The sequence below is a fragment of the Mucilaginibacter sp. GW821-FHT07H05 genome (assembly GCF_059418485.1).
Map to the genome: position 1 here is coordinate 486919 of NZ_JBWKPY010000005.1, position 21500 is coordinate 508418.

Below are 21500 nucleotides of genomic sequence, written 5' to 3' on the forward strand. Positions count from 1 at the left end.
GTTTAGTAATTAAATAACAGCGGATATATTTCTTCCAGCGATGTTAAACCTTCGCTAAACAATTGGAAAGCATTTTGGGCCAGTGTTAGTATTTTCCGTTCGTTTAACAGGTCCTGAATATACATATTTCCATTCTTGATTTCAAAAGCCAGTTCCTGGTCTATCGGGATGATCTCGTAAACGGCTTTACGGCCTTTATAACCGGTGTAATAGCACTGCTCGCAACCTTGCGGCGCATAGTGATATTCTACCTTGCTGTAAGGCTTAAACTGTTTGGGATATAAGGAAGTATCCAACGCTTTTTCGGCTTTGCAATGCGGGCATAGCAAACGTATCAGGCGTTGTGCCGCGGTGGTATTCAGGGTGCTGGCCACTAAAAAAGGAGGGATCCCCATATCAATTAACCGCGAAACTGTTCCCCAGGCCGAATTGGTGTGGATGGTTGACAATACGAGGTGGCCGGTAAGCGCGGCACGTATAGCCATGTTTGCCGTTTCGGTGTCCCTGATCTCGCCCACCATAATAATATCCGGGTCCTGGCGCAAAAAAGTACGGAGCGTAGCCGCGAAGGTAAGCCCTATCGATTCCTTTAACTGCACCTGGTTAATGCCTTCCAGCGTATACTCTACCGGGTCTTCAATGGTGAGGATATTACGTGTTTCCTTGTTTAGTAATTTCAGGGTAGCATACAGCGTAGTCGTCTTCCCCGAACCTGTCGGTCCGCTGATCAATACAATACCGTTTGGCCTTTTAACACCCTGAAGGTAGTTATCCAAATCAAACGATGAAAAACCCAGGTTATTCAGGTCAATTTCGGTAGCGTCGTTATTTAACAAACGCAGCACTACCTTTTCGCCATGCAATGTGGGCAATATCGAAACCCGGATATCAAACTGCAATTGCTGATGTTTAAAGTTAATACGGCCATCCTGTGGCAGCCTTTTTTCGGCAATATCCAGGTTAGCCAGGATCTTTATTTTGTTGATGAGTGCCGGGTATTCGTCCCGCTTTAATAAATACCGCTCCACCATCATCCCGTCGATACGGATCCGCACCCTGCATTTATTCTCGTAGCTTTCGATGTGGATATCACTGCTTTTCAGGCTTTTTGCCTCGCGGATCAGGTCGGCCAGGAAATCATCCGGGTGATTAGACAATTGAAACTGTTGCTGTCCTTCCATCCCGTTTTCCTTCAGGTAATGCCGGGAAAGCAGCCGGGCTATCTGCACAACCGGGAGTGGCTCCAGCAAGATGGTGAGGCCCAGCAACACTTCCAGTTCGCTGGCCAGTTCATCCTGGTTGGCCGAATCTTCACAATACAGGGAAAAGGTATGCGCGGCTTTAGCTTTCGGCAATACGCGATAATGCCAGGCCTGCTCTTTGGTAAGCCAATGGAGCTGATCGGAAAGCAGGTTGATCTCTTCGGTCTCTTTCATGATTGCAGGGCCTGAAGTAACCATTCATCCGAAGTAATATTCATCCCGGGCTTTAACCAGGTTGTTACCAATACAGCTATTAATACCAAAGATTGTAAGCCTGCAAGCGGGATATGCCGGGTATTTTTAAACAGTAATTGTTTACCCGCTAACCAAACCATCAGTACAATGATTAAGCTAACAATATAAAACAACACAAAATTGACGGGCGAAAAACAGGCGGCCAGGCAAATTAAAAACAGGATATCGCCCCAGCCTAATAAGCTTTGGGTTATGTTTACCCAGGTTTTTTGCCGGATAGAAAACCAGGCCGAAACAGCCAGTAACTGCACCAATATAAAAAGCAGGTTAAAAAAGGCCAAAGGCCACAAGCCGGCCAGGCTTCCGTATTTGAGGCCGTACATGGCCATGAATAACAGCGCTAACGCCGGGAAACATATCCAGTAAACCGAACGGCTTTTTATATCCTGCACAAAAATCATCAGTAATATCAGAGTGATCAATATTTCTACGAGTAGCAGCACTTAATCGGCGGTAACTTCTTTCATCGTTTTGTCCTGGTCAACCGACCATACATTAAACGTACCGTTGCCATTAAAATCAACCACTGATGTGGCTTTGGCTGTAAAGCCGGTATTGCTGGCATCGGTAATTTCTATGCGGTAATTGGCACGGCCGTTTGGCTCGGTGCTGAGTTTTTCCTGGATGAATCCAATCTCGGTCAGATCTTTAGAGTATTTGGAATGCTCGTAAAAATAGGTTTTCTCCAGCATCTGCACATGTTCTAACTGTTCTTTAGCTTCGGTGGTTTTGGCTTTGGTAATCAGCGGCAGCAGGTTTGGCAATGCTAATAATACTAAAATGCCGATAATAACCAATACTACCAGTATTTCGGTAAGGGTATAGGCGTTAAGGCGTTTGTTTAATAAGGACTTAGGCAATTTCATGATTGTGTAATTGGAAAACCAAGCTAAATTAAATAAAAATACTTATACGGACAGCCAGTTAAGAAAGTTAATTTAAAATATATTAATGATTTAAAAATCTGCTATATCTTCAATCTTACATGCACCTTTTCCAGTAATCCCGCTAACCATATCATTAAAAGGGAGAATACCAGGCATTTGATCAGGCCGCCGGTGCCCTGGCTCAGGTATTGGGGATATCCCAGGTTGCTCATTTGATATAGCGGGTAAAAAATAAAGGGCACCAGGTAGCAGGTAAAGGTGTTGGTACCTGCCGGTCGGATAACTTTAAACCAATGATACTTCTTTTTAAAATCTACCAGGAAAATAAAAAAGGCATAGGCAATTAAACTGATACCCGTGCAGATGAGCACCCACGAGGGGGTATCCCTGGCCTTGGAAATACCGCCGCTGAAGTAGCGCACAATAAAGCCCAAATTAAACAGGATAACGGCCATCAGGAACAGGCCTATCCACAGTAATTTTAACTCTTTCGATTCGGCCAGGCGCATATATAGCACCGAGGTAAAAACCCCGGCCATAGTAAAGGCCTGCATGGCCCCATTGCCCGATAGCCAGACATAATTGCGGATACCATCTAAAAAATGCAGCATGCCGAAATGAAAATCAATGTTAAAGAACATAAAGAAAATCCATGCGGCAGCCTGGATCCACAAACGCCCTTTGCTGTAGTAGTAAATAAGCGCGCATACCAGGTACGACCAGCCGATAAGCCCCAATATACCCCACCAGGTTAAATGCAGCCAGCTATGGCCGGGATCGCTGCTGGTGTAGATAGCCGACATGCCAGCAATCAGCAATACGCCTATGCCCTGCAAAATATAGCGTTTGGTAGCACTGGTAACATTGCGGTAATCCAGAAATAAGAAAAAGAAACCAAAGGTGACCAGGCTTTCCCAAACAGGCTTGGGCAAAATGGCTGTCGCCTCGTTATAGGTTTCCATATTGGCATGGTAAAAGCCAATGAATATTAAGGCGAAGGAGCGCATAATGATACGGAGCACCAACTTGCTACTACCTTTTTGCAGGCGGTTATGAAAAGCAAACGGAATAGCCAGCCCCACGATAAACAGGAAAGCCGGGAAAATGGTATCGGCCAAACCCAGGCCGTCGGCATTTTCCTGTACATGTTTTATCCATTGCGGCACGCCGGGGATGCCGTCAATGTCATTCACAAATATCATTAAGAACATAGTAACCGCCCTATAGGCGTCGATGGAATGGATCCTGCTAAAATTTAAATTCATTACCCTTTTAAATGTTGTAGCGCCTAAATTGTTTGCTTAATTAAACGGCAATATTTTTAATTGCGTATTAATTTTAATGAACAAGTATAAAATGAGGGTTAATACAGGTGATTTTATGGCAGATGGTGATGATCATTAGTGCCGGTATGGGTGTTTCGGTAAATACCGGCTACCCCATGCTGCAGGATGCCAATTTAAAACAAGCTCTCTATATTTAATCCTGTAAACCAATTACTAACCGTTAAGCACGGGTAAATCTAAATGATCATGCAAAACAAGTATAAACTCCTGTTGGTAGCGGCCATTGTAGCGCTATCGTCATTTGTTGTTTTAAAGCCAAAGGAAAAACCTACACTTTGGCTCATCGGCGATTCTACCGTGCGTAACGGTACTTATGGGCGCGGCGACGGCGGCTTGTGGGGCTGGGGCTCGTTTATCCAAAACTTGCTGGACACCAACAAAATTTCGGTACAAAACAAGGCCTTCGGCGGTACCAGCAGCCGCAGTTTTTGGACCGGCGGTTTTTGGAATAAGGCGGAGCCTTATATTAAACCCGGCGATGTAGTGCTGATACAGTTTGGCCATAACGATGGTACGGCCAGCACCCTGAAAGGCACCAGTGATGATAGCGCCGAAGTGGTTAATCCCCGCACCCAGAAGGCCGAAATGGTGCATACCTTCGGCTGGAACATTCGTAAATACATCAGGGAAACCAAGGCGAAAGGCGGTATCCCCATTGTGTTGTCGCTGGTGCCGCGCAATATGTGGAAAGATGGAAAGGTTGACCGCGTAGGTGCTAATTATGTACAGTGGGATAGGGAAGTGGCCGAACAGGAAAAAGTTGATTTTATAGATCTGAATAAAATTATAGCCGACCATTACGACGAGCTTGGCGCTGATAAGGTAATGGCCGAATACTTTACGGTAAAAGATCATACACATACCATTGAGGCCGGCGCCCGATTTAACGCGGCCTGTGTGGTGGAAGGACTAAAAGGACTGAAGCGCGATCCCCTGAAGAAGTTTTACCTGAATTAAAAATACACATTTAGCCATCATACGGGCATATGCTTTTTCCTGTTTATTTTAATTGCACATGTAAATGATCGTCATGCCTTACCGCACCGCAGCCATGAAACCTGATTTTTGGTGTGGTGAGGTTTAACCTTATTTTTAAATGCGGCTCAATAAATATTTTACCAATAGCCGGTTGCGCCGCAAAAAGGTTTACCAGTGTTTTTGTACGGGCGCTATCAAATGTAAAATGTATTTTATTGCCTTGCGGGACAATTTTGGTAAGCATACTATAACGCCAATAACCCTTTTGCCGGCAAAGATCGGCCGTATTAATTTCGCCGGGACGGGGCATTTCGCTAATGCCATATCCAATTGCCGACGGTACTTTGTTGCTTGCTTTGCCGGTCCTGTTATCAATATAATAAAAAGCAAGATCCAGTTTTTTGCCGTCATTATGGCTTAAGTGTGGTAGCAGGGGAAATTTATTGATGAAAGGAAAGCAGGCATCTAAATAATTAATAATGGTGCCAGGGTACTGTTTATTTAGTTGTTCAGCTACACTAAAAGCGGCGTCTTTTAATTCCGGGCGCACATAATTGCGGTTTAGTAAGCATGTAAGCCGGTTTACCGGTTTTAAATGATCAGTTTCTGAAAGCGGGAGCGGCACACGGCCAAATAGGGGAGCTATTAGCGGGACGATCAAAAAGGTAGCTAACAAGTACAGCAATAAAAAAGAACCGAACTTTAAAGCCTGTTGCAACCATTTATTAGGGGTACCACGGCGTATATATCGATGGGTAGCAAATGAAACCAGGTATATAATTCCGCCTATTTGTGTAAACGCAGTCAGCAGGCAAAAGATAAAAATGATAAGCAGGGTTTTTACTATGCGCACGGTTGTGTTAAGGTAATCAGAAATTTTTATAACAAACAAAAAAAAGGATCGTACACCAAATGTACAATCCTTTTTATCTCATCTATTTAAACCTATTTACCACCAATGGTAATTTTCTGGGTTTGATAACCTACAGTACCTTTCAGGTCGGTGCCTTCCAGCGTAATGGTGTATGTTGCAGGTTTATCGGCTGCATAGAATGATATGGTGGTTTCTCCCTGCTTATTGGTTACCACGGTTGGGTCCCAGTGTATAGTAGAACGCAGATCGGCAAATTTGGCGGCCACGTTTTTAACCGGGTAGCGCGGGCGGTAAAATGCGGCGGCTACGGTGTTCCTTAATGGCTTGTATACATAAATGCCATTGGCCCTTTGCGTAAAAGGCCCGTTGCCGCTGCGGGTAGTGATCTCCAGGTAGGCAGTAGCCGAACCACGCGCGCCGGCCGGGCTTTCGGCCAACAGCTCTTCGGTGGTTAAATTCTGGGTATTATAGTTAGAACTGTTTCTTTGACTGTACATTACTTCAATTCCTTTAATATCTTCGGCGGTAAAGTAATCCAGGTATTGTTTAATGTAATTGTAATACTCGTTGGTTTGGCCACCACCGCCGTCGGTATCCATCGGTTGATAGAAACGGTTAAGATCAACGCCGTCAAATACAAAACGCACCTTTTTATCCTTTATAAAATAAGCCAGTTCGGGCGGTGCCTTAGGCATTCCGGTACCGCGTCCGCCACCGGGTTTACTCAGATAACCTATCCTGAAACCAGCCACTTTTTGTTCCAGCAGATCTCCTAAGCTCATTTTATCGGCATTTTCAATAGTAGCTTCGTCAATTACCTGGTCGGCCTCGCCGGCGCCATTTAAATTGGCCGATCCTTTAACAATGGCCCTGTTACGTATGGTTACTGTTTTTAATAACCGTCCCTGGGGGCCGTATTGGGCTTTATCCAGTTCGGTATGGTAAGTGGGGTTTGTTTTTACAAAATTAAGCATGGCCGCGTCGCTGTTTACATACCATGGTGTTGCGTGCAGTGTATTGGCCTTAATCACATCCGGGGCCACATTCTCATCAACCGTAATACCCGCGTTAATTACTTTATGCCTTTTGTTTTGCGCCTGTAGCACAAATGTAACACTATCAATAGGCGGGAAGTTGCGGAAGGTAAAGCGGCCATCGGCATTGGTAACGGTATCTTTTATGTAGTTGTACCGCCCCTTTGCCAGTAATACCACACTGGCATTGCTAACAGGCTTGTTCAGCAGGTTGCCCACCCTGCCATTAACGGTATACTGGTATTCGGGCTGGAAGGTGGGCTTAGGCGGGTTTTTGATCATATTCCAATCGTAACCTATCCAGCCCTGGGTAAGCAGTAAAGCATCCAGCGCCTGCCAGGCGGTTTTATCGCCGGTAAAATAATAAGCAGGGTTTTCAACAAAGCCCTTCAGGTCTGACGACAAGAGGAACCGGGTCATGATATTATCGTTACCGGCACTATCGGCCTGTATTTGCGAATCATCTGTAACGGCTACCGAAAAACTGCCTATAACAGGTTTCCCTGATGGATCGTTCACGGTTATTTTAACGGGAACACTATCGCGCGGCGAGAATTTTTGCTGACCCGGATCAAGATTGATCTTTAGATTATCGTGATGATCAACAAAGGTCAGTCTTTCATTCAGCGGCTGGTTTTGCATGTTAAAAAGGGTGAAATGCGCAATGCCGGTAGGGAACAGGCTTTTGGCCACATGTGCCGTGGCAAAAGCCCGGCCTGCAGTTATGCTTGCGCCAAAACACACCACCCCGCGCGATTGCCCTACCAGGTAATAAATACCGCCGGGTTTAACCAGGTCGGGGCTCATAAATACCGAAACGTCCATGGTATCGCGGTTGGCAATATTGCGCACCCGCAGTTCTGTGCCCGATAGTTTAACAACAGGTAAGGGTACATCTTTGGTTTGCCCGCCGGGTAAGGTCAGTTTGGCTGTGTAAACATCGCCGGCTTGCGGGGCAAGGTCAAATGTGCCAATGCCTTTGTAAAACGATTGCAGGCTAACCACTTCTTCGCCGGCGGCATTTACTATTTTACCACTCACGTTTACCCCGCGGCCGTCATCGCCAATGGCTTTAAAGCCGATATGTGATGGCAGGCCGGCTATGATATAACCGCCTTCGGGCATAAACTGTACATCTACATCTTTGGCACGGTGGGTACTTACAGGTATGGCGGCTTGTTTTTTAGTATCCAGTTTATCCTGCGCCACCAGCACCAGGTTTTTAACAGGCGTTTTATCGGGCAGCGGGAAATTTACATCCAGCAGGCCATCGGCCGTGGTTTGGCTGCTGCCTTTAAATAACACCTTCTTGCCGTCGAGCACCCGCAGCTGCATTTGCCGTAACCCTGTGGGCTGGCTATCCAGGCTGGTGAACTTTACATTCATTTTGATATTATTGGCTTCAGCCAGCTGGCTGTTGGCATTAATTAGCCAGGTTTGCTTTTGCGGGTTGGATATGTAAAAGGCGCGGTTAAAAAAATAGTCCTGCCCAAAGTTGCGCATCCAGTTGGTATAGGCCCTGATGGTGACAGAACCTTCGCGCATCCCCTCCAGGGATATATTGCCCCACGAGATCCCTATACCCATGGGGAAGGCCATGCGCCTGATCACTTTGCTGCTATCGTTAAGCACTTCCACATACAGGCGGCTGCTTAAAGGCGAGTAATTGAGATTAGCATTGAGCAGGTAGGCCTTAAACCAAATGGTATCGCCAACGGCATAATAGGGTTTATCAAACTGCATGTACAGTTTTTCGGCAGGGAGGCGGTTATTAAAGGTGTCTATTTTAGCAATAACATCTTTAATGTTGTTTTGCGGCGATTGCGCTTTGGCTACCTGTGCTGCGCCAAGCAGGATGATCACCGCTAATGATTTAAGAACGGGGTATTTTAATAAATTCATAAAAGGGCAGGATGTAAGGTTAAATTAGCTGGTTTGACTTGTTGATACTGTAAAGGTTTAACATAAAACTTAATAAATAAATACATGCAACAACATTTTTGCATGACGGAGTATATTTAAATAAATGTGGGATTTAAGTCGCAAGTCAAAAGTCGTAAGTCAGAAGAGTTTCGACAAGACTTATGACTTACGACTTTCGACTACAGACTTAAACCGACCATCCTGATACCCATCTGCCAATATAGCTTAGTGTTTTGATAAAAGGTTAAATAAGGTTATAATTAAACTTTATTTACTTGCAGTCGCATTTATAAACCAGATTAATAAACCTGTTCAATGGCATCGTTAACAAATAAATCTTATCGCTTCGCGTTCATCCTTATTACATCCCTGTTTTTTTTATGGGGTTTTGCCCATAATCTTGATCCGATCCTGATCCCGCATTTAAAGCGGTCGTTCACGCTGTCAACGTTACAGGCTTCGCTGGTTGATTCGGCTGTGTTTATCGCGTACTTTTTGATGGCGCTGCCTGCCGGGTTTATCATGAAAAAATATGGTTATAAATCAGGTATCATCACCGGGTTAATGCTGTTTGCTTTAGGCTCTTTTTTATTTATTCCCGCTGCCAATACCCAGCAATACATTTTCTTTTTAGGCGCATTGTTTATTATCGCCTGCGGGTTAACCATCCTGGAAACAGCCGCTAACCCTTATTCCTCGTTATTAGGCGATCCCGAAACCGCTACCCAACGCCTCAATTTTTCGCAATCGTTTAACGGACTGGCGGCAACTATGGCACCTATTCTTGGCGCCAGGCTAATACTAACAAAAGGCCTGACAGATGAGCAGCTAAGCACAATGACCGAAGCCGCCCGCAAGGTTGCTTTAGCATCAGAAGCATCATCGGTTAAGCTGCCTTACTTTATTTTGGGCAGTATTATATTACTGATAGCCATTGCCTTTTACTTCACCAAACTACCCGAAATTAAGGACGGGGACGACCAGGTGAGCGGAAAGAATGTGTTACATGCCTTTAAGCACAAGCACTTAAGCTGGGGTGTAGCCGCGCAGTTTTTTTATGTGGGTGCGCAGGTTTGTGTGTTTAGCTTTTTCATTTTATTTGCATCAAAAACTATCCCGCCGGGTACACCTAAAGATGCCCTGATCATTTGTATAGAAAAAGTATTCATGTTCCTGCATCTGATTACCGAAGCAAAGGCCTCTGATTATTTTTCTTATTATCTGGCTACAGCCGGCCTGGTTTTTATGTTTGGCCGTTTTATAGGCACCTTTATTATGCAATATGTTAAGCCTAATACGCTGCTGGCCATATATGCCGCCATTTGCGTTGCACTTTGCGTGGTAGCTATGAACACGCATGGCACTACACCGGTTTATTCGGTTATTGTTATCGCGTTCTTTATGTCGATCATGTTCCCAACCATATTTTCTTTGGGGATCCATAACCTGGGCGGCGATACCAAATTCGGCAGCAGTTTAATTGTAATGTCGATAGTAGGCGGCGCTATACTGCCACCGGTATTTGGCTATATTACCGATAAAACCGGCAATATCCAGTACGGTTACATTGTGCCATTGGTATGCTTTGTAATAGTTATGTTATTTGGTTTAATTGGATACAAAACAACAGTAAAGGAAGTGCAAAACGCCCCTAACGAAATTTTATGATAAGATACTGCTTAGCCCTCGACCTGGTAAACGACGACACCCTGATAGCCGAATACGAAGCCTATCACCGATCTGTTTGGCCCGAAATTAAGGACAGCATCACCACATCGGGCATTACTGATATGGAGATCTACCGGTTTGGCAACCGCCTGTTTATGATTATGGAGGTGAACGATACCTTCAGCTTTGATAATAAAGGCGCTATGGATGCCGTTAACCCTAAGGTGCAGGAATGGGAGAAACTGATGTGGAAATACCAGCAAGCCATCCCCGGCGCCAAACCCGGCGAAAAATGGGTGCTGATGGATCGGATATTTAAACTTTAGCTTAAAGCCGAAGGCAGAAAGCTTAAAGCGAATTTCACCCAACCAGCTTTAAGCTTTCTGCCTTTACCTTTAAGCTACTTTCTCTCTGCTACACCTTGTTGTAGTTATTACACCACTCCTCATCTAAACTTCATTAACAAATAATATATTTACAAACCAATTTATACGTTTTTAAAATCCTGTTGTAGTTTCTGAGATCATGTCTGCCTGGGCGGTTATCCTTTTAATTATGCGGTTTTAAAACACTTGGCCTTGTAACGCATGAAATATTTATTGCCCCTGTTTGTTTGCTTTTTGCTGTTTTGCAACGCAATCGGCTATGCGCAATCGCAAACCTGCACAGGCAGCCTGGGCGACCCTATTGTTAATGTTGATTTTGGGACAGGTACAAGCGGTGTAAGAGGAGCGCCCTTGTCCACTACAATAACCAATTATACCTACACTTCGGGTACACCCAATGATGGGTTTTATACCATCACCCAATCCACAGCGGGTATGTACGATTGGTGGTCTGCTACCGATCATACGGGCAACACAGGAGGCTATATGATGGTAGTTAACGCAAGTGTATCCAAATCAGATAAATTTTACGAACAGCAAGTAACCGGCTTATGCCCTGGAACAACGTATGAATTTGCAGCCTGGATATTGAACATGGCAAAAACTGTAAAAGCTGCCACACCAAACCTTACATTTAAGATACAAGATGCAACAGGTACTATAACACTAATAAATACTGGCGATATACCCCCGGGTAGAAATGCTACAGATTGGGTAAAATATGGAATTTTGTTTACCACGCCAGCTGCAGGCGGAGATATTACCTTAACCATAACCAATAATGGTGCGGGCGGCACCGGCAACGATATAGCGCTGGATGATATCACCTTTCGCCCCTGCGGGCCAACTATTATACCTAAGTTCGACTTAACAAATTCGTTTGATGCCGGGGGCTGTGCGGGTACCAATCAAAGCTATACCATGAGCGCGCAGGTTTCCGCCGGCTATAATACACCAATGTACCAATGGCAGGAGTTTAAAAATAATGCCTGGGTAGATATTGCAGGCGCTACAAACACAACATATACGGCAAATTTTACACCTGCTGTAGCAGGAACTTATAAATACCGGATGGCTTGTGCTAATGGCAGTAATATTAATTCACCAACCTGCCGTGTTGTTTCGCCCGAGCTGATCCTCACTATTAACGCTGTGCCATCCGCGACCGCCCCATCAGCCCTGACTTTTTGCCAGGGCAAAGATGTATCCCTTACTTTACAGGGGGGCGTAGCACCCGGTACCACCTACATTTGGACTAAAAACGGCGGCGGCTATACACCCACATCGCCCAATCTGATCATCAATAACGCGCAACCGGCCGATAACGGGGATTATACCGTTACCGTTACTAACGCGGCAGGCTGTTCGGCTACTAAAACGGTTAACATTACTATTACGCCCATGCCAACGGTTGCGGTCAGTGGTGATGTCAGTATTTGCCAGGGCGACCCAACGCAATTACAAGCCACCGGTTCGGCGGGGGTAACCTATTCGTGGCTGCCGGTGACAGGACTGTCGAATCCTGATATAGCTAATCCTATAGCCACACCAACCAGTACTACCACCTATACGGTTACTGTTACAAGCGGCACTTGTACCGTCACGGCTTCGGTTACCGTTACTGTGATCCAATTGCCGGTAGTTACGGCCGGCGCCGATCAAAAAATGACCGAAGGACAGGCCATCACGCTTGACGGAAGCGTAAGCGACCCCACTGCTACTTATTACTGGACACCCACCACCGGGCTGAGCGACCCCAACAGCCTGCATCCCATTGCTACCCCAACCGAAGATATTACCTATACCCTGCATGCCACAACCGGTTCGCCCTGTAATTTTGCCCCGACAGATGATGTGTTTATCCGCGTATATAAAAAGGTGGTGGTCCCCAATACATTTACACCCAATGGCGATGGCGTTAACGACACCTGGGGTATTGTAGCGCTGGAAACCTATCCCGAATCGTACACGCAGGTATTTAACCGCTTTGGTACCGTAGTATACCAAACCCGCGGCTATACCAAGGCCTGGGATGGCAGGTTTAATGGTGAGCCCCTTCCAGAGGGTACCTATTACTATAAAATAGACTTGAAACCCGGTACAACATTATCGGGCTGGGTGGCGATATTGAGGTGAGGCCCCCTAACCCATAAACCCCCTAACCCCCTGAAGGGGGAACCGAAACCACATAGTATTTTTCTTATCTGGCACATCTGCATATCCGCACATTTGCACATCCGTTCCCCCTTTAGGGGGTTAGGGGGTTCAAATACCTGTCCATCCTATCCAGATCAATCGCATCATTCATAAACCCGATGTGCATATCCGGGCGTACCAGCAGGGATTTATGCTGGCCTTTGCCTACTTCAAAGGCATCGAACACATGCTGGTTTTTGGCAGATAGCGGCAGATAGAAAAAGTTAACATAGCCGTTATAGTTTTGGGTAAGCCATTTAGCTATCTTGAATAATTCTTCCTCAATCACCAAACCTAAAATAATGAGGGTATAGCCCGGTTTAGCACACCATTGATGCAGGTCGGTTTCTTCCAGTTTCTTTTCGTCGTATACTTTCAGGCAGGGGAGGCGGTCGCCGGCTTTAATGTTTTTGGCCTGACTTAGGTGCAGGCTCAGTTTGCTATCGTGATAGCTGATGCCTGTTTGCGATACGATGAGAAAAAAGAATTTACGGATGCTTTCTTTCCCCCATGCAAAATGCAGCAGGCGCGTCATAATGTATTTTTTAAAGATACGGGCAACAATACTGGTCGACATACCGAACTTAAAAGCTCTGTCAGTAGTCCTTAGCAGGTTTTGGGCTACCGGCATGCGCTCGGCGGCATAGCTGTCTAACAATTGCGCATCTGCTTTTTTGTTAATAACAGCAGCCAGTTTCCACGCCAGGTTATAGGCATCCTGCAGGCCGGTGTTCATACCCTGTCCGCCAACCGGCGAATGGATATGCGCCGCGTCGCCAATTAAAAAACAACGGTTCAACCTAAACTGATCGGCCATGCGGTGGTGTAATTTATAAGTGATCAGCCAGCGGCAATCGGTTATCTCAACTTTATGGCCAACTATGGCGTTTAATGATGGCAGGATCTCATCTAATTCCAACTGCTTGTTCTCGCCGTCAACACCATCGGGCATATTGCCGATGATACGGTAATACCCTTCATCAGGCATGGGGAAAAAACCGGCCAGTCCTTTGCTTGACAGGAAAACCCGGATCAGGTCGATATCAAAATTTTCAGATACTTTGCCGTCAATCAAATAAAACAAGCTTTTATAAGTATCTCCGTTAAACGGGATATTGAGCGATTTACGAACCGGGCTATGCGCGCCATCGGCACCAATTACCCAATCGGCCGTGATGGTTTGGGGGCTGCCATCGCTTGTTAAAACGGCAGTAGCCATTTCGGTGGATTGTGTAAGGCTGGTTAGCGTTGTGCCCCAATAAACGGGGCAGCAATTCAGGGTAAGATAATCAAGCAGGGTGCGCTCGTTACTGCTTTGAGGGTATAGTAATATATAAGGATAAATGGTAGTTACATCGCCTACGTTGCCCAGCAGCAGTTGGGCCCCGGGTTTGCCATCGTCGTAAAAGGCGATGCCTTTGCCGGGTTTGCCGCCCGCAAGCGCCTTATCAACAATGCCCATCTGACGGTAGATCTCCAGCGACCGTGCCTGTACTGCCAATGCTTTGGAGTGGTTGGTTGGCCCCTGCCGGCTATCGATAATCAGCGGTTGTATCCCATAACGCAATAATTGGCCGGCCATCATTAATCCCGACGGGCCGGCGCCTACAATTAATACCGTATGATGTTGCCCGTTGATGTTCATGATGATGACGTTTTATCAGGGATGAAATATCAAAAATATACAGGGTTTTTTATGCAGTTCGGGTACCTGTTTTTTCCAGGCGGCAATGCTTTGGGTTTTCACCATTTCATCGGCACCGGTTAAATTACAGGCAATGCAAAGCCTTGTGTTGGGTTTGCAGCTGCGTAATATCTCTTCCAGCATAGGGTTATTGCGGAAAGGGGTTTCAATAAACAGTTGCGTTTGCTTCAAACGCTCGGCCTGGGCTTCCAGCTCTTTAATCCGGTTGGCTCGCTCTATCTTATCAATAGGCAAATAGCCGTGGAAGCAAAAGCTTTGCCCGCTAAACCCCGATGCCATAAGCGCTAATAAAATAGAACTTGGCCCTACCAACGGCACCACCTTAATCCCTTTGCGGTGCGCTTCGGCTACGATCTCCGCGCCGGGGTCGGCTACTCCCGGGCAACCGGCTTCGCTCATCAGGCCAACATCCTTACCAGCCAGCAGGCCTGCAAAAAAGTCGTTATCCTTTAAATCGCGGTTATGCTTACCATAATCGTGGATCACCAGCTCGCTTTGCGGAGTTTTCAGTCCGGCCTCTCTTAAACAGCGGCGTGCGGTTTTTTCATTCTCCACAATATACTCGCTAATGTGGTTAATGGTATCCACCAAATATGGTGTCAGCGATTTGCCCGCGGCCTCATCGGCTAATGGTACAGGGATCAGGAAGAGGGTTCCGTTGGGCATGGGTTATTTTATAAATAATTGTCATTGCGAGGTACGAAGCAATCGCGAAAATGCAAGATTGCTCTTTGTGTGTGCGATTGCTTCGTACCTCGCAATGACAAGGTGTTTTTTTATATAATATATAAGACTTACGAAGTTTTAAAAACTTCGTAAGTTTGAATAACTTACTTTAATTTCAACAAAGCATCCTTAATCCTCGGGATCATCTGCTCAATATCCTGTAACGAACTTGCGCCTACCGATGCCCTGAACCAGCACATGCCATCCTCGGTACCGAAGGCTGAGAAGGGCACCAGGGCCACCTTTGCTTCCTTGATCAGGTAAAAGTTCACATCGGCCGAATCTTTGATCAAATCGCCATCCGGGGTAGTTTTACCGGCATAATCAACTTTCACGGTCAGATAGATCGCGCCCATCGGTTCAATCGAATCCACTTGCAGGCCTGCCGATTTTAATTGTTGAAAGCCCTCGTGCAGGGTAGTTAAACTGGCCTGGATCTTTGTTTTCAAATCGTCGAGGTATTCATTAACCGGGCCTTCCTGGCGCAGGAAATCGGCCATGGCCACCTGCTCGGCCTTGGGCGACCAGGCTCCCATGTGGCCTACAATGGCTTTCATATTATCAATAATTTTAGCCGGGCCAAAGCCCCAGCCTACACGCACACCTGTCGCGGCAAAGCATTTTGACGCGCCATCTACAAACACGGTCACATCGCGCAGCTCGGGGCGCAGGGTTACCGGGTTATAATGCTGATGGCTGCCAAAAGTCAGCTGCGAATAGATCTGATCGTACAGGATATACAGCGGCTTTTCACCAGCCTGGCGGGTTTTGTTTTCGGCAATCACCAGGTCGCAGATCTCTTCCAGGTCTTTCTTAGTGAACATGGTACCCGTAGGGTTCAGCGGCGAGCACAGGGCCAGCAAGGTAGCGCCTTTTAAATGCGGGCGCAATTCATCAGCCGTAGGCATAAAGTTATTTTCGGGCCTGGTTTGTACAATCACCGCGTTGGCGCTGGTTAAATCGCTATAGTGATTGTTATTCCACGATGGGGCCGGGAAAACCACGGTATCGCCGGGATCAACAATGGCCAAAAAGATGGAATAGATCAGCGGGCGCGAGCCGCCTGAAATTAAAATCTCATTAGCCTTATAAGATAAACCCATGCGGTTTTGCAGAAACTCGCTTACGCTTTCGCGCAGATCGAGCACACCGTCGGCAGGGGGGTAGTTGGTTTGGTTATGGCCGTAGGCCGCTACAATGCCGGCTTTCAGATAGGCAGGGATAGGGTACAGGTTCGAGTCGAAATCGCCGATGGTCAGGTTGGCAATATTTTGCCCTTGTTTTTTTAATTCGTTGATCTCGCCGGCAATTTTAATGATCTCGGAGCCGCGCAGGTTTTGCGCCAATACAGAAATACTCATTTATTCAGGGTTATGTAACAGGGGCAAATATAGGTGTTTTATTTGCGTAGTAATGAATTAACCACAAAGGGCACAGAGGTTTTACACAAAGGACACAAAGCTTTGCAAGCCCCTAAAATAAACTTTGTACGCTTTGTGAAATTTTTTCTTTGCGTGCTTTGTTGGTAATTTAGCTTTGAAATTTATTTATCCTTTAACCCATGACCTCTAAAATATCACCCCTTTACTTCACCAGCGTATTGCTTTTTATGCTTGTTTTGCCGGTATTGTTTATTCTATATCAATGGCAATATTTACATGCGCCTTTGGGCTGGGCGCTTAATGGTAAGTGGTTTTTGTTTTGGGCGGTAGGTGTCCGGCTTTTGGTGGCAGGGCTAAAGCAAGTCACCCAGCCCGCTTTTACCGCGAAGCAAATATTTCATATTAATGGTGATGAGGCCAATGTGGTTGTCCGGGAATTAGGTTTTGCCAATATTTGCATGGGGCTGATGGGGATGTCCTCCTTGCTTAAACCACAATGGGCAGCCCCGGCAGCTGTCACCGGAGGCTTATATTTCGGGCTGGCTGCTATTCAGCATGTTTTTAAAAAGCCCGATAGCATCAATGAAGTAATAGCAACAGTATCCGACTGGTTTATTTTCCTGGTTATAGGCGCTTATTTAATTTTTACGCTGTGATAAGAAATTAGCCACAAAGCGTACAGCGTTTTTACACAAGTTTCACAAAGATATACCATGCTGGTAATGCAAATAAACCGCGAAGTAAACTTGATTTTTTTATATTTACATTATCTGCCGCTACCACGCATCTATGAACATCAGCGAAATTTTAACCATCACAATTGTATTAGCGGCGGTGTTTGCCTATATCAATCACCGGGTAATTAAGTGGCCGCCCACTATTGGCATTATGGTGTTATCGCTGGGTACATCCATATTACTGGCAACACTGGGTAAGTTTTACCCGCCGCTATCGGATAAGGCCGTTAAACTGGCTGCCTCTATTGATTTCAGGGATGTGCTGATGAACTTTATGCTGAGTTTCCTGCTGTTTGCCGGGGCCATACATATCGACGCGGGCAAGCTAAAAAAAGAACGCTGGCCTATTATCGCACTTTCAACCCTGGGTATACTCATATCTACCACGCTGGTAGGCGGTATGGTATGGTACCTGTTCCAGTTATTCCATTTGCCAATACCGTTTATTTATTGCCTGCTGTTTGGTGCATTAATATCACCTACCGATCCTATCGCGGTGCTGGCTATACTAAAGGAAGCTAAGATCCCTTCGTCGCTTGAGTTAAAGATCTCGGGCGAGTCCTTATTTAATGATGGGGTGGCGGTAGTAGTTTTTGTAACACTAATGGAAACCGCCCGTTCGGGTGCATCAGCTTTTGATATGCTGGCCATCAGTAAATTGTTTTTACAGGAAGCCATCGGCGGCTTGCTGTTTGGCGGCTTATTAGGTTACATCGGATATTACGCGCTGCGATCTATAGACGATTATAAGGTTGAAGTTTTGGTTACCCTGGCCATTGTAATGGGCGGCTATTTTATTGCCGGTTACCTGCATGTTTCGGGTCCGCTGGCTATGGTGGTTGCCGGCATTATTACCGGTAACAAAGTGAAGCACGAGGTATTATCCGACATTAGCCGGGATTACCTGGGCAAGTTTTGGGAACTGATTGACGAGATCCTGAACGCGGTGCTGTTTTTACTGATCGGCCTGGAAATGCTTACCATTAAGGTCAATAGTATTGTTTTGATCATCGGCGGCATCGCTATCCTCATCGTGCTATTGGCCCGCTGGGTTTCGGTGTTTTTCCCGGTGCTGTTGCTGAAATACAAGATCACGTTTGAAAAGAACGCGGTAACCATTTTAACCTGGGGCGGTTTAAGGGGTGGTTTGTCTGTAGCGCTGGCCTTATCGTTAGGCCCCGCCATGTACCGCGACGAATTTGTGCTGATCACTTATATTATTGTAGTATTTTCGATATTGGTACAAGGTTTAAGCATTGGCTGGGTAGCCCGCAGGTTAATGCAAAAGGCATAATAAGCCCGCTTTCCCGGCCGTTTAGAAACTGTACTGATGGTAAAATCGTATTTTTTGTAAGGATTGATCAAAAAACCCGACAAAGGGCTAAATATTAAATCATGAAACGCCAACACTTATTGCTTATAGCCGGTTTGCTGATCGTCAGCCTGGGCTTTGCATTTACACAGATCCATCGTACAGGAATAAAAAATACTGCAGCCAATCCCGGCTTTGCTTTAATAGAACTATATACATCAGAAGGTTGTTCCAGTTGCCCGCCCGCAGACAAGCTTTTGGCTAAAATTGCTCAGGAGTATAAGAACAAGGAAGTTTACGTTTTGGCTTACCATGTAGATTACTGGAACCACCTGGGCTGGAAAGATGGGTTTAGCAGTCCGCAGTATTCGCAAAGGCAACGCGATTATTCCCGCTATTTAAAGCTGGACGGCGTTTATACCCCGCAGGCTATTGTAAACTGGCGCACGGAGTTTGTTGGATCGGATGAAGGGAAGATGCGCGGCGCTATTCAGCAGGTATTGGCTAAAGGTACAACTACTGCATTGGCGATCAATAATGTAAAGATAAGCGGTGGTAAAGCCACTTTGCAATACCAGGTAAGCGGTGCGCAGGCAAACAGTAACCTGATGCTGGCCGTAATAGAAAAACATGCCCAAAGCCAGGTAAAGGCAGGCGAGAATAACGGACGGATGCTGCCACATATTAATATTGTGCAAAGCTTACAAACCATCAGTCTTAAAAATGACATGGGGAGCGCCCAGATTAGTTTGCCCAACGGCTTTAATGTTAAAGAATGGGATATGATAGGTTTTGTACAAAATAACCACAGCGGCGAAATACAAGCGGTTCAGAAGATAACCTTAGCCGATAAAGAATTAGCGGCCATTAAATAAGCAAAATGAAAATAAAAGAGAAACATACGCTGGCTATGCGATGGTTCCATTGGATCAATTTTCCATTGCTCACGATTATGATCTGGAGCGGTATGCTGATCTATTGGGCAAGCGATACCTATTACATCTCTTTATTGGGCTATAAGTTCCATTTTTTCCCGGAAGGCTTTTATAAGTTCTTTCATATCGTACACCGCTTGTCCGAAGGGATGGCTTTTCATTTCCTGTTCATGTGGTTTTTTGCGTTGAATGGCGTGCTATATGTAGGTTACACGCTGATATCTGGCGAGTGGCGTAAACTGGTGCCCAATCGTCATTCCTTTAAAGAGGCCTGGCTGGTGCTGCTGCATGATCTGCATATCCGCAAAACAGCCCCGCCCCAGGGCAAGTATAATGCCGCGCAGCGCATTGCCTATACGGCTATTATTGTAATGGGTTTTGGCTCACTCATCACCGGGATAGCTATTTATAAGCCGGTGCAATTTTATTGGGTATGCTGGCTGTGTGGCGGCTACCATTTTGCCCGCATCCTGCATTTTGCCCTCACCATTGGCTATGTACTGTTTTTTGTGATCCATATTGTGCAGGTAATATTGGCCGGCTGGAATAATTTCCGTTCGGTGATATCGGGCTTTGAAATAGTTGAAGATAAACCCCTAACCCCAGCTAAAGATGAAAAGAACGCCTAAGCCCATTAAAAAAGAAGCTCCGTTGGTAGAAAAAGAAGTAAGCGGCAAGCAGCTGAACCGGCGCAACTTTATCGCGTTTGGGGCCTTCGCGGGCTTATCTGTTATTGGTTACGGGGGCTGGCGCTGGTTGTATCAGTCGCCGGTCGAGGCCAGAACCGCTACCGCCGGGGCGCGTGCCCCGCTGCGTAAGGCGCTTAACAAAAACGAGCTGATTATGCGCCGCCTGTTTAGCCGTAATCATCTGGTTAAAACATATCCTAAAAGTATGGCCGTTAAAAACGTGCGCGAGAATGGCGACATTGGCATGGAAGGCAAATTTGACCCAACCACCTGGAAGCTGACCGTTAAAAAGCAAAGCGGCGATACCCTCACTTTTACCTATAATGATTTAATGAAGCTGCCCAAAACCGAGATCGTTTTTGATTTTAAATGTGTGGAGGGCTGGGACCAGGTACAGCACTGGGGCGGTGTAAAGTTTACCGATTTTATAGATCAGCTGGGATTACAGGATGAAGCCAAAGCCGGATACGTTGGCTTTGTGACACCCAATAAAAAATATTATGTAGGTATTGATATGCCCAGCGCGCTGCACCCGCAAACCATACTGGCTTACGAGATGAACGGCAAACCGATGCCTATAGCCCACGGCTTCCCGTTAAGGTTAATTATCCCCGTAAAATATGGGATCAAAAACCTGAAACGGATCGATACTATCAACTTCAGCAATACCCGCCCGCCCGATTACTGGGCCGAAATGGGGTATGATTATTACTCGGGGTTGTGAGTTAGTGATTCGCTGCGCTATCATTGGGTCATTACGCTGCGCTGTCATTGAGTCATTTGTATTGAGCGTTAGCGATTGCAGCGGATACCGGCCATGTGGCTAAGGCCTGTGTAGTATGAGCGGAAAGCGCGGGCCGTAGGTAACGCCCTAATAATTTAAAAGATCGTGGTTGCTTTGGGTGTCCTGGTCAAATTTTCTTTCCCAGTCAGATATTGCTATAGCGGTTTCTCCAATTTTATCTTCAAATATGATCCAGCTATTAGTTTCTTTAGACAAGAGTTTCATTATATCGATATCCCGTTGAGTTACCATATCAAGGCCATATTGCCTTTCACCCTTTATTGTAATATCCCACAGCACGTATTCTAAGTTTTGCATCCAGCCGGCACAATAACAGCGTTCAGAAATATCACTTATTACCCTGGCTAATAATTCTTGTTTTATGGTGAGGTTTTCAAGCATGTTTTTCCCCTAATCTCTA

General features: G+C 45.9%; 19 protein-coding genes. 9 read left to right on the top strand and 10 right to left on the bottom strand.

The window, feature by feature from the left end; genetic code table 11:
• Positions 1-2 precede the first annotated feature (2 nt).
• The 4 genes from AC07M6_RS16220 to AC07M6_RS16235 all read right to left on the bottom strand — a co-directional run bounded on the left by AC07M6_RS16220 (position 3) and on the right by AC07M6_RS16235 (position 3669).
• The gene (locus AC07M6_RS16220; protein ID WP_494891167.1) at positions 3-1436 is read right to left on the bottom strand and encodes a GspE/PulE family protein; all 1434 of its coding nucleotides are present in this window, start codon (positions 1434-1436) and stop codon (positions 3-5) included.
• Positions 1433-1960 (bottom strand): hypothetical protein, encoded by a 528-nt coding sequence (locus tag AC07M6_RS16225; RefSeq protein WP_494891169.1) that lies wholly within the window; start codon positions 1958-1960, stop codon positions 1433-1435. The genes AC07M6_RS16220 and AC07M6_RS16225 overlap by 4 nt, the downstream gene beginning before the upstream one ends.
• A complete protein-coding gene (locus AC07M6_RS16230; protein WP_494891171.1) occupies positions 1961-2383 on the bottom strand; it encodes a type IV pilin protein in 423 nt (140 codons plus the stop codon). It abuts the gene before it with no gap.
• A 101-nt stretch (positions 2384-2484) separates the two neighbouring features.
• Positions 2485-3669, bottom strand: coding sequence for a DUF5009 domain-containing protein (locus AC07M6_RS16235; RefSeq protein ID WP_494891173.1), 1185 nt, complete (start codon positions 3667-3669; stop codon positions 2485-2487).
• Between the two features lie 261 nt (positions 3670-3930).
• Between AC07M6_RS16235 and AC07M6_RS16240 the strand changes: the two genes are divergently transcribed.
• Positions 3931-4707 carry a rhamnogalacturonan acetylesterase gene (locus AC07M6_RS16240; protein WP_494891175.1) on the top strand — a complete coding sequence of 259 codons (777 nt, stop codon included), beginning with the start codon at positions 3931-3933 and terminating at the stop codon, positions 4705-4707.
• Between the two features lie 43 nt (positions 4708-4750).
• On the opposite strand, the gene AC07M6_RS16245 is transcribed toward AC07M6_RS16240, so the two are convergent.
• On the bottom strand, positions 4751-5581 hold the full coding sequence (locus tag AC07M6_RS16245; RefSeq protein WP_494891177.1) for a hypothetical protein: 831 nt from the start codon (positions 5579-5581) through the stop codon (positions 4751-4753).
• A 92-nt stretch (positions 5582-5673) separates the two neighbouring features.
• On the bottom strand, positions 5674-8538 hold the full coding sequence (locus AC07M6_RS16250; protein WP_494891179.1) for a carboxypeptidase-like regulatory domain-containing protein: 2865 nt from the start codon (positions 8536-8538) through the stop codon (positions 5674-5676).
• A 336-nt stretch (positions 8539-8874) separates the two neighbouring features.
• On the opposite strand from AC07M6_RS16250, the gene fucP reads away from it, so the two are divergent.
• From fucP to AC07M6_RS16265, 3 genes are all read left to right on the top strand, one after another.
• Positions 8875-10227: an L-fucose:H+ symporter permease gene (fucP, locus tag AC07M6_RS16255; protein ID WP_494891181.1), complete on the top strand. Its 1353-nt coding sequence runs from the start codon at positions 8875-8877 to the stop codon at positions 10225-10227.
• Positions 10224-10553, top strand: coding sequence for an L-rhamnose mutarotase (locus AC07M6_RS16260; RefSeq protein ID WP_494891183.1), 330 nt, complete (start codon positions 10224-10226; stop codon positions 10551-10553). Before fucP ends, AC07M6_RS16260 begins: the two co-directional genes overlap by 4 nt.
• 261 nt (positions 10554-10814) lie before the next feature.
• Positions 10815-12749, top strand: a complete 1935-nt coding sequence (locus tag AC07M6_RS16265; RefSeq protein WP_494891185.1) for a T9SS type B sorting domain-containing protein — start codon at positions 10815-10817, stop codon at positions 12747-12749.
• A 112-nt stretch (positions 12750-12861) separates the two neighbouring features.
• Here the strand turns inward: AC07M6_RS16265 and AC07M6_RS16270 are convergent, their stop codons facing one another.
• From AC07M6_RS16270 to AC07M6_RS16280, 3 genes are all read right to left on the bottom strand, one after another.
• Positions 12862-14454 (bottom strand): FAD-dependent monooxygenase, encoded by a 1593-nt coding sequence (locus AC07M6_RS16270; RefSeq protein ID WP_494891187.1) that lies wholly within the window; start codon positions 14452-14454, stop codon positions 12862-12864.
• Between the two features lie 15 nt (positions 14455-14469).
• Positions 14470-15180, bottom strand: a complete 711-nt coding sequence (locus AC07M6_RS16275; protein ID WP_494891189.1) for an SAM-dependent methyltransferase — start codon at positions 15178-15180, stop codon at positions 14470-14472.
• 164 nt (positions 15181-15344) lie between these two features.
• Positions 15345-16601, bottom strand: coding sequence for a pyridoxal phosphate-dependent aminotransferase (locus tag AC07M6_RS16280; RefSeq protein WP_494891191.1), 1257 nt, complete (start codon positions 16599-16601; stop codon positions 15345-15347).
• A 200-nt stretch (positions 16602-16801) separates the two neighbouring features.
• On the opposite strand from AC07M6_RS16280, the gene AC07M6_RS16285 reads away from it, so the two are divergent.
• The 5 genes from AC07M6_RS16285 to AC07M6_RS16305 all read left to right on the top strand — a co-directional run bounded on the left by AC07M6_RS16285 (position 16802) and on the right by AC07M6_RS16305 (position 21019).
• Entirely contained in the window at positions 16802-17278 is a 477-nt protein-coding gene (locus AC07M6_RS16285) for a DUF6790 family protein (protein ID WP_494891193.1), read from the top strand.
• 133 nt (positions 17279-17411) lie between these two features.
• Positions 17412-18653, top strand: a complete 1242-nt coding sequence (locus AC07M6_RS16290) for a cation:proton antiporter (RefSeq protein ID WP_494891195.1) — start codon at positions 17412-17414, stop codon at positions 18651-18653.
• A 101-nt stretch (positions 18654-18754) separates the two neighbouring features.
• On the top strand, positions 18755-19546 hold the full coding sequence (locus tag AC07M6_RS16295; protein ID WP_494891197.1) for a DUF1223 domain-containing protein: 792 nt from the start codon (positions 18755-18757) through the stop codon (positions 19544-19546).
• 5 nt (positions 19547-19551) lie between these two features.
• Positions 19552-20235 (top strand): cytochrome b/b6 domain-containing protein, encoded by a 684-nt coding sequence (locus AC07M6_RS16300; protein ID WP_494891199.1) that lies wholly within the window; start codon positions 19552-19554, stop codon positions 20233-20235.
• Positions 20219-21019, top strand: coding sequence for a molybdopterin-dependent oxidoreductase (locus AC07M6_RS16305; protein ID WP_494891201.1), 801 nt, complete (start codon positions 20219-20221; stop codon positions 21017-21019). Before AC07M6_RS16300 ends, AC07M6_RS16305 begins: the two co-directional genes overlap by 17 nt.
• 147 nt (positions 21020-21166) lie before the next feature.
• Here AC07M6_RS16305 and AC07M6_RS16310 read toward each other — a convergent pair whose 3' ends face one another.
• Positions 21167-21481, bottom strand: a complete 315-nt coding sequence (locus AC07M6_RS16310; RefSeq protein WP_494891203.1) for a hypothetical protein — start codon at positions 21479-21481, stop codon at positions 21167-21169.
• Positions 21482-21500: the final 19 nt, after the last annotated feature.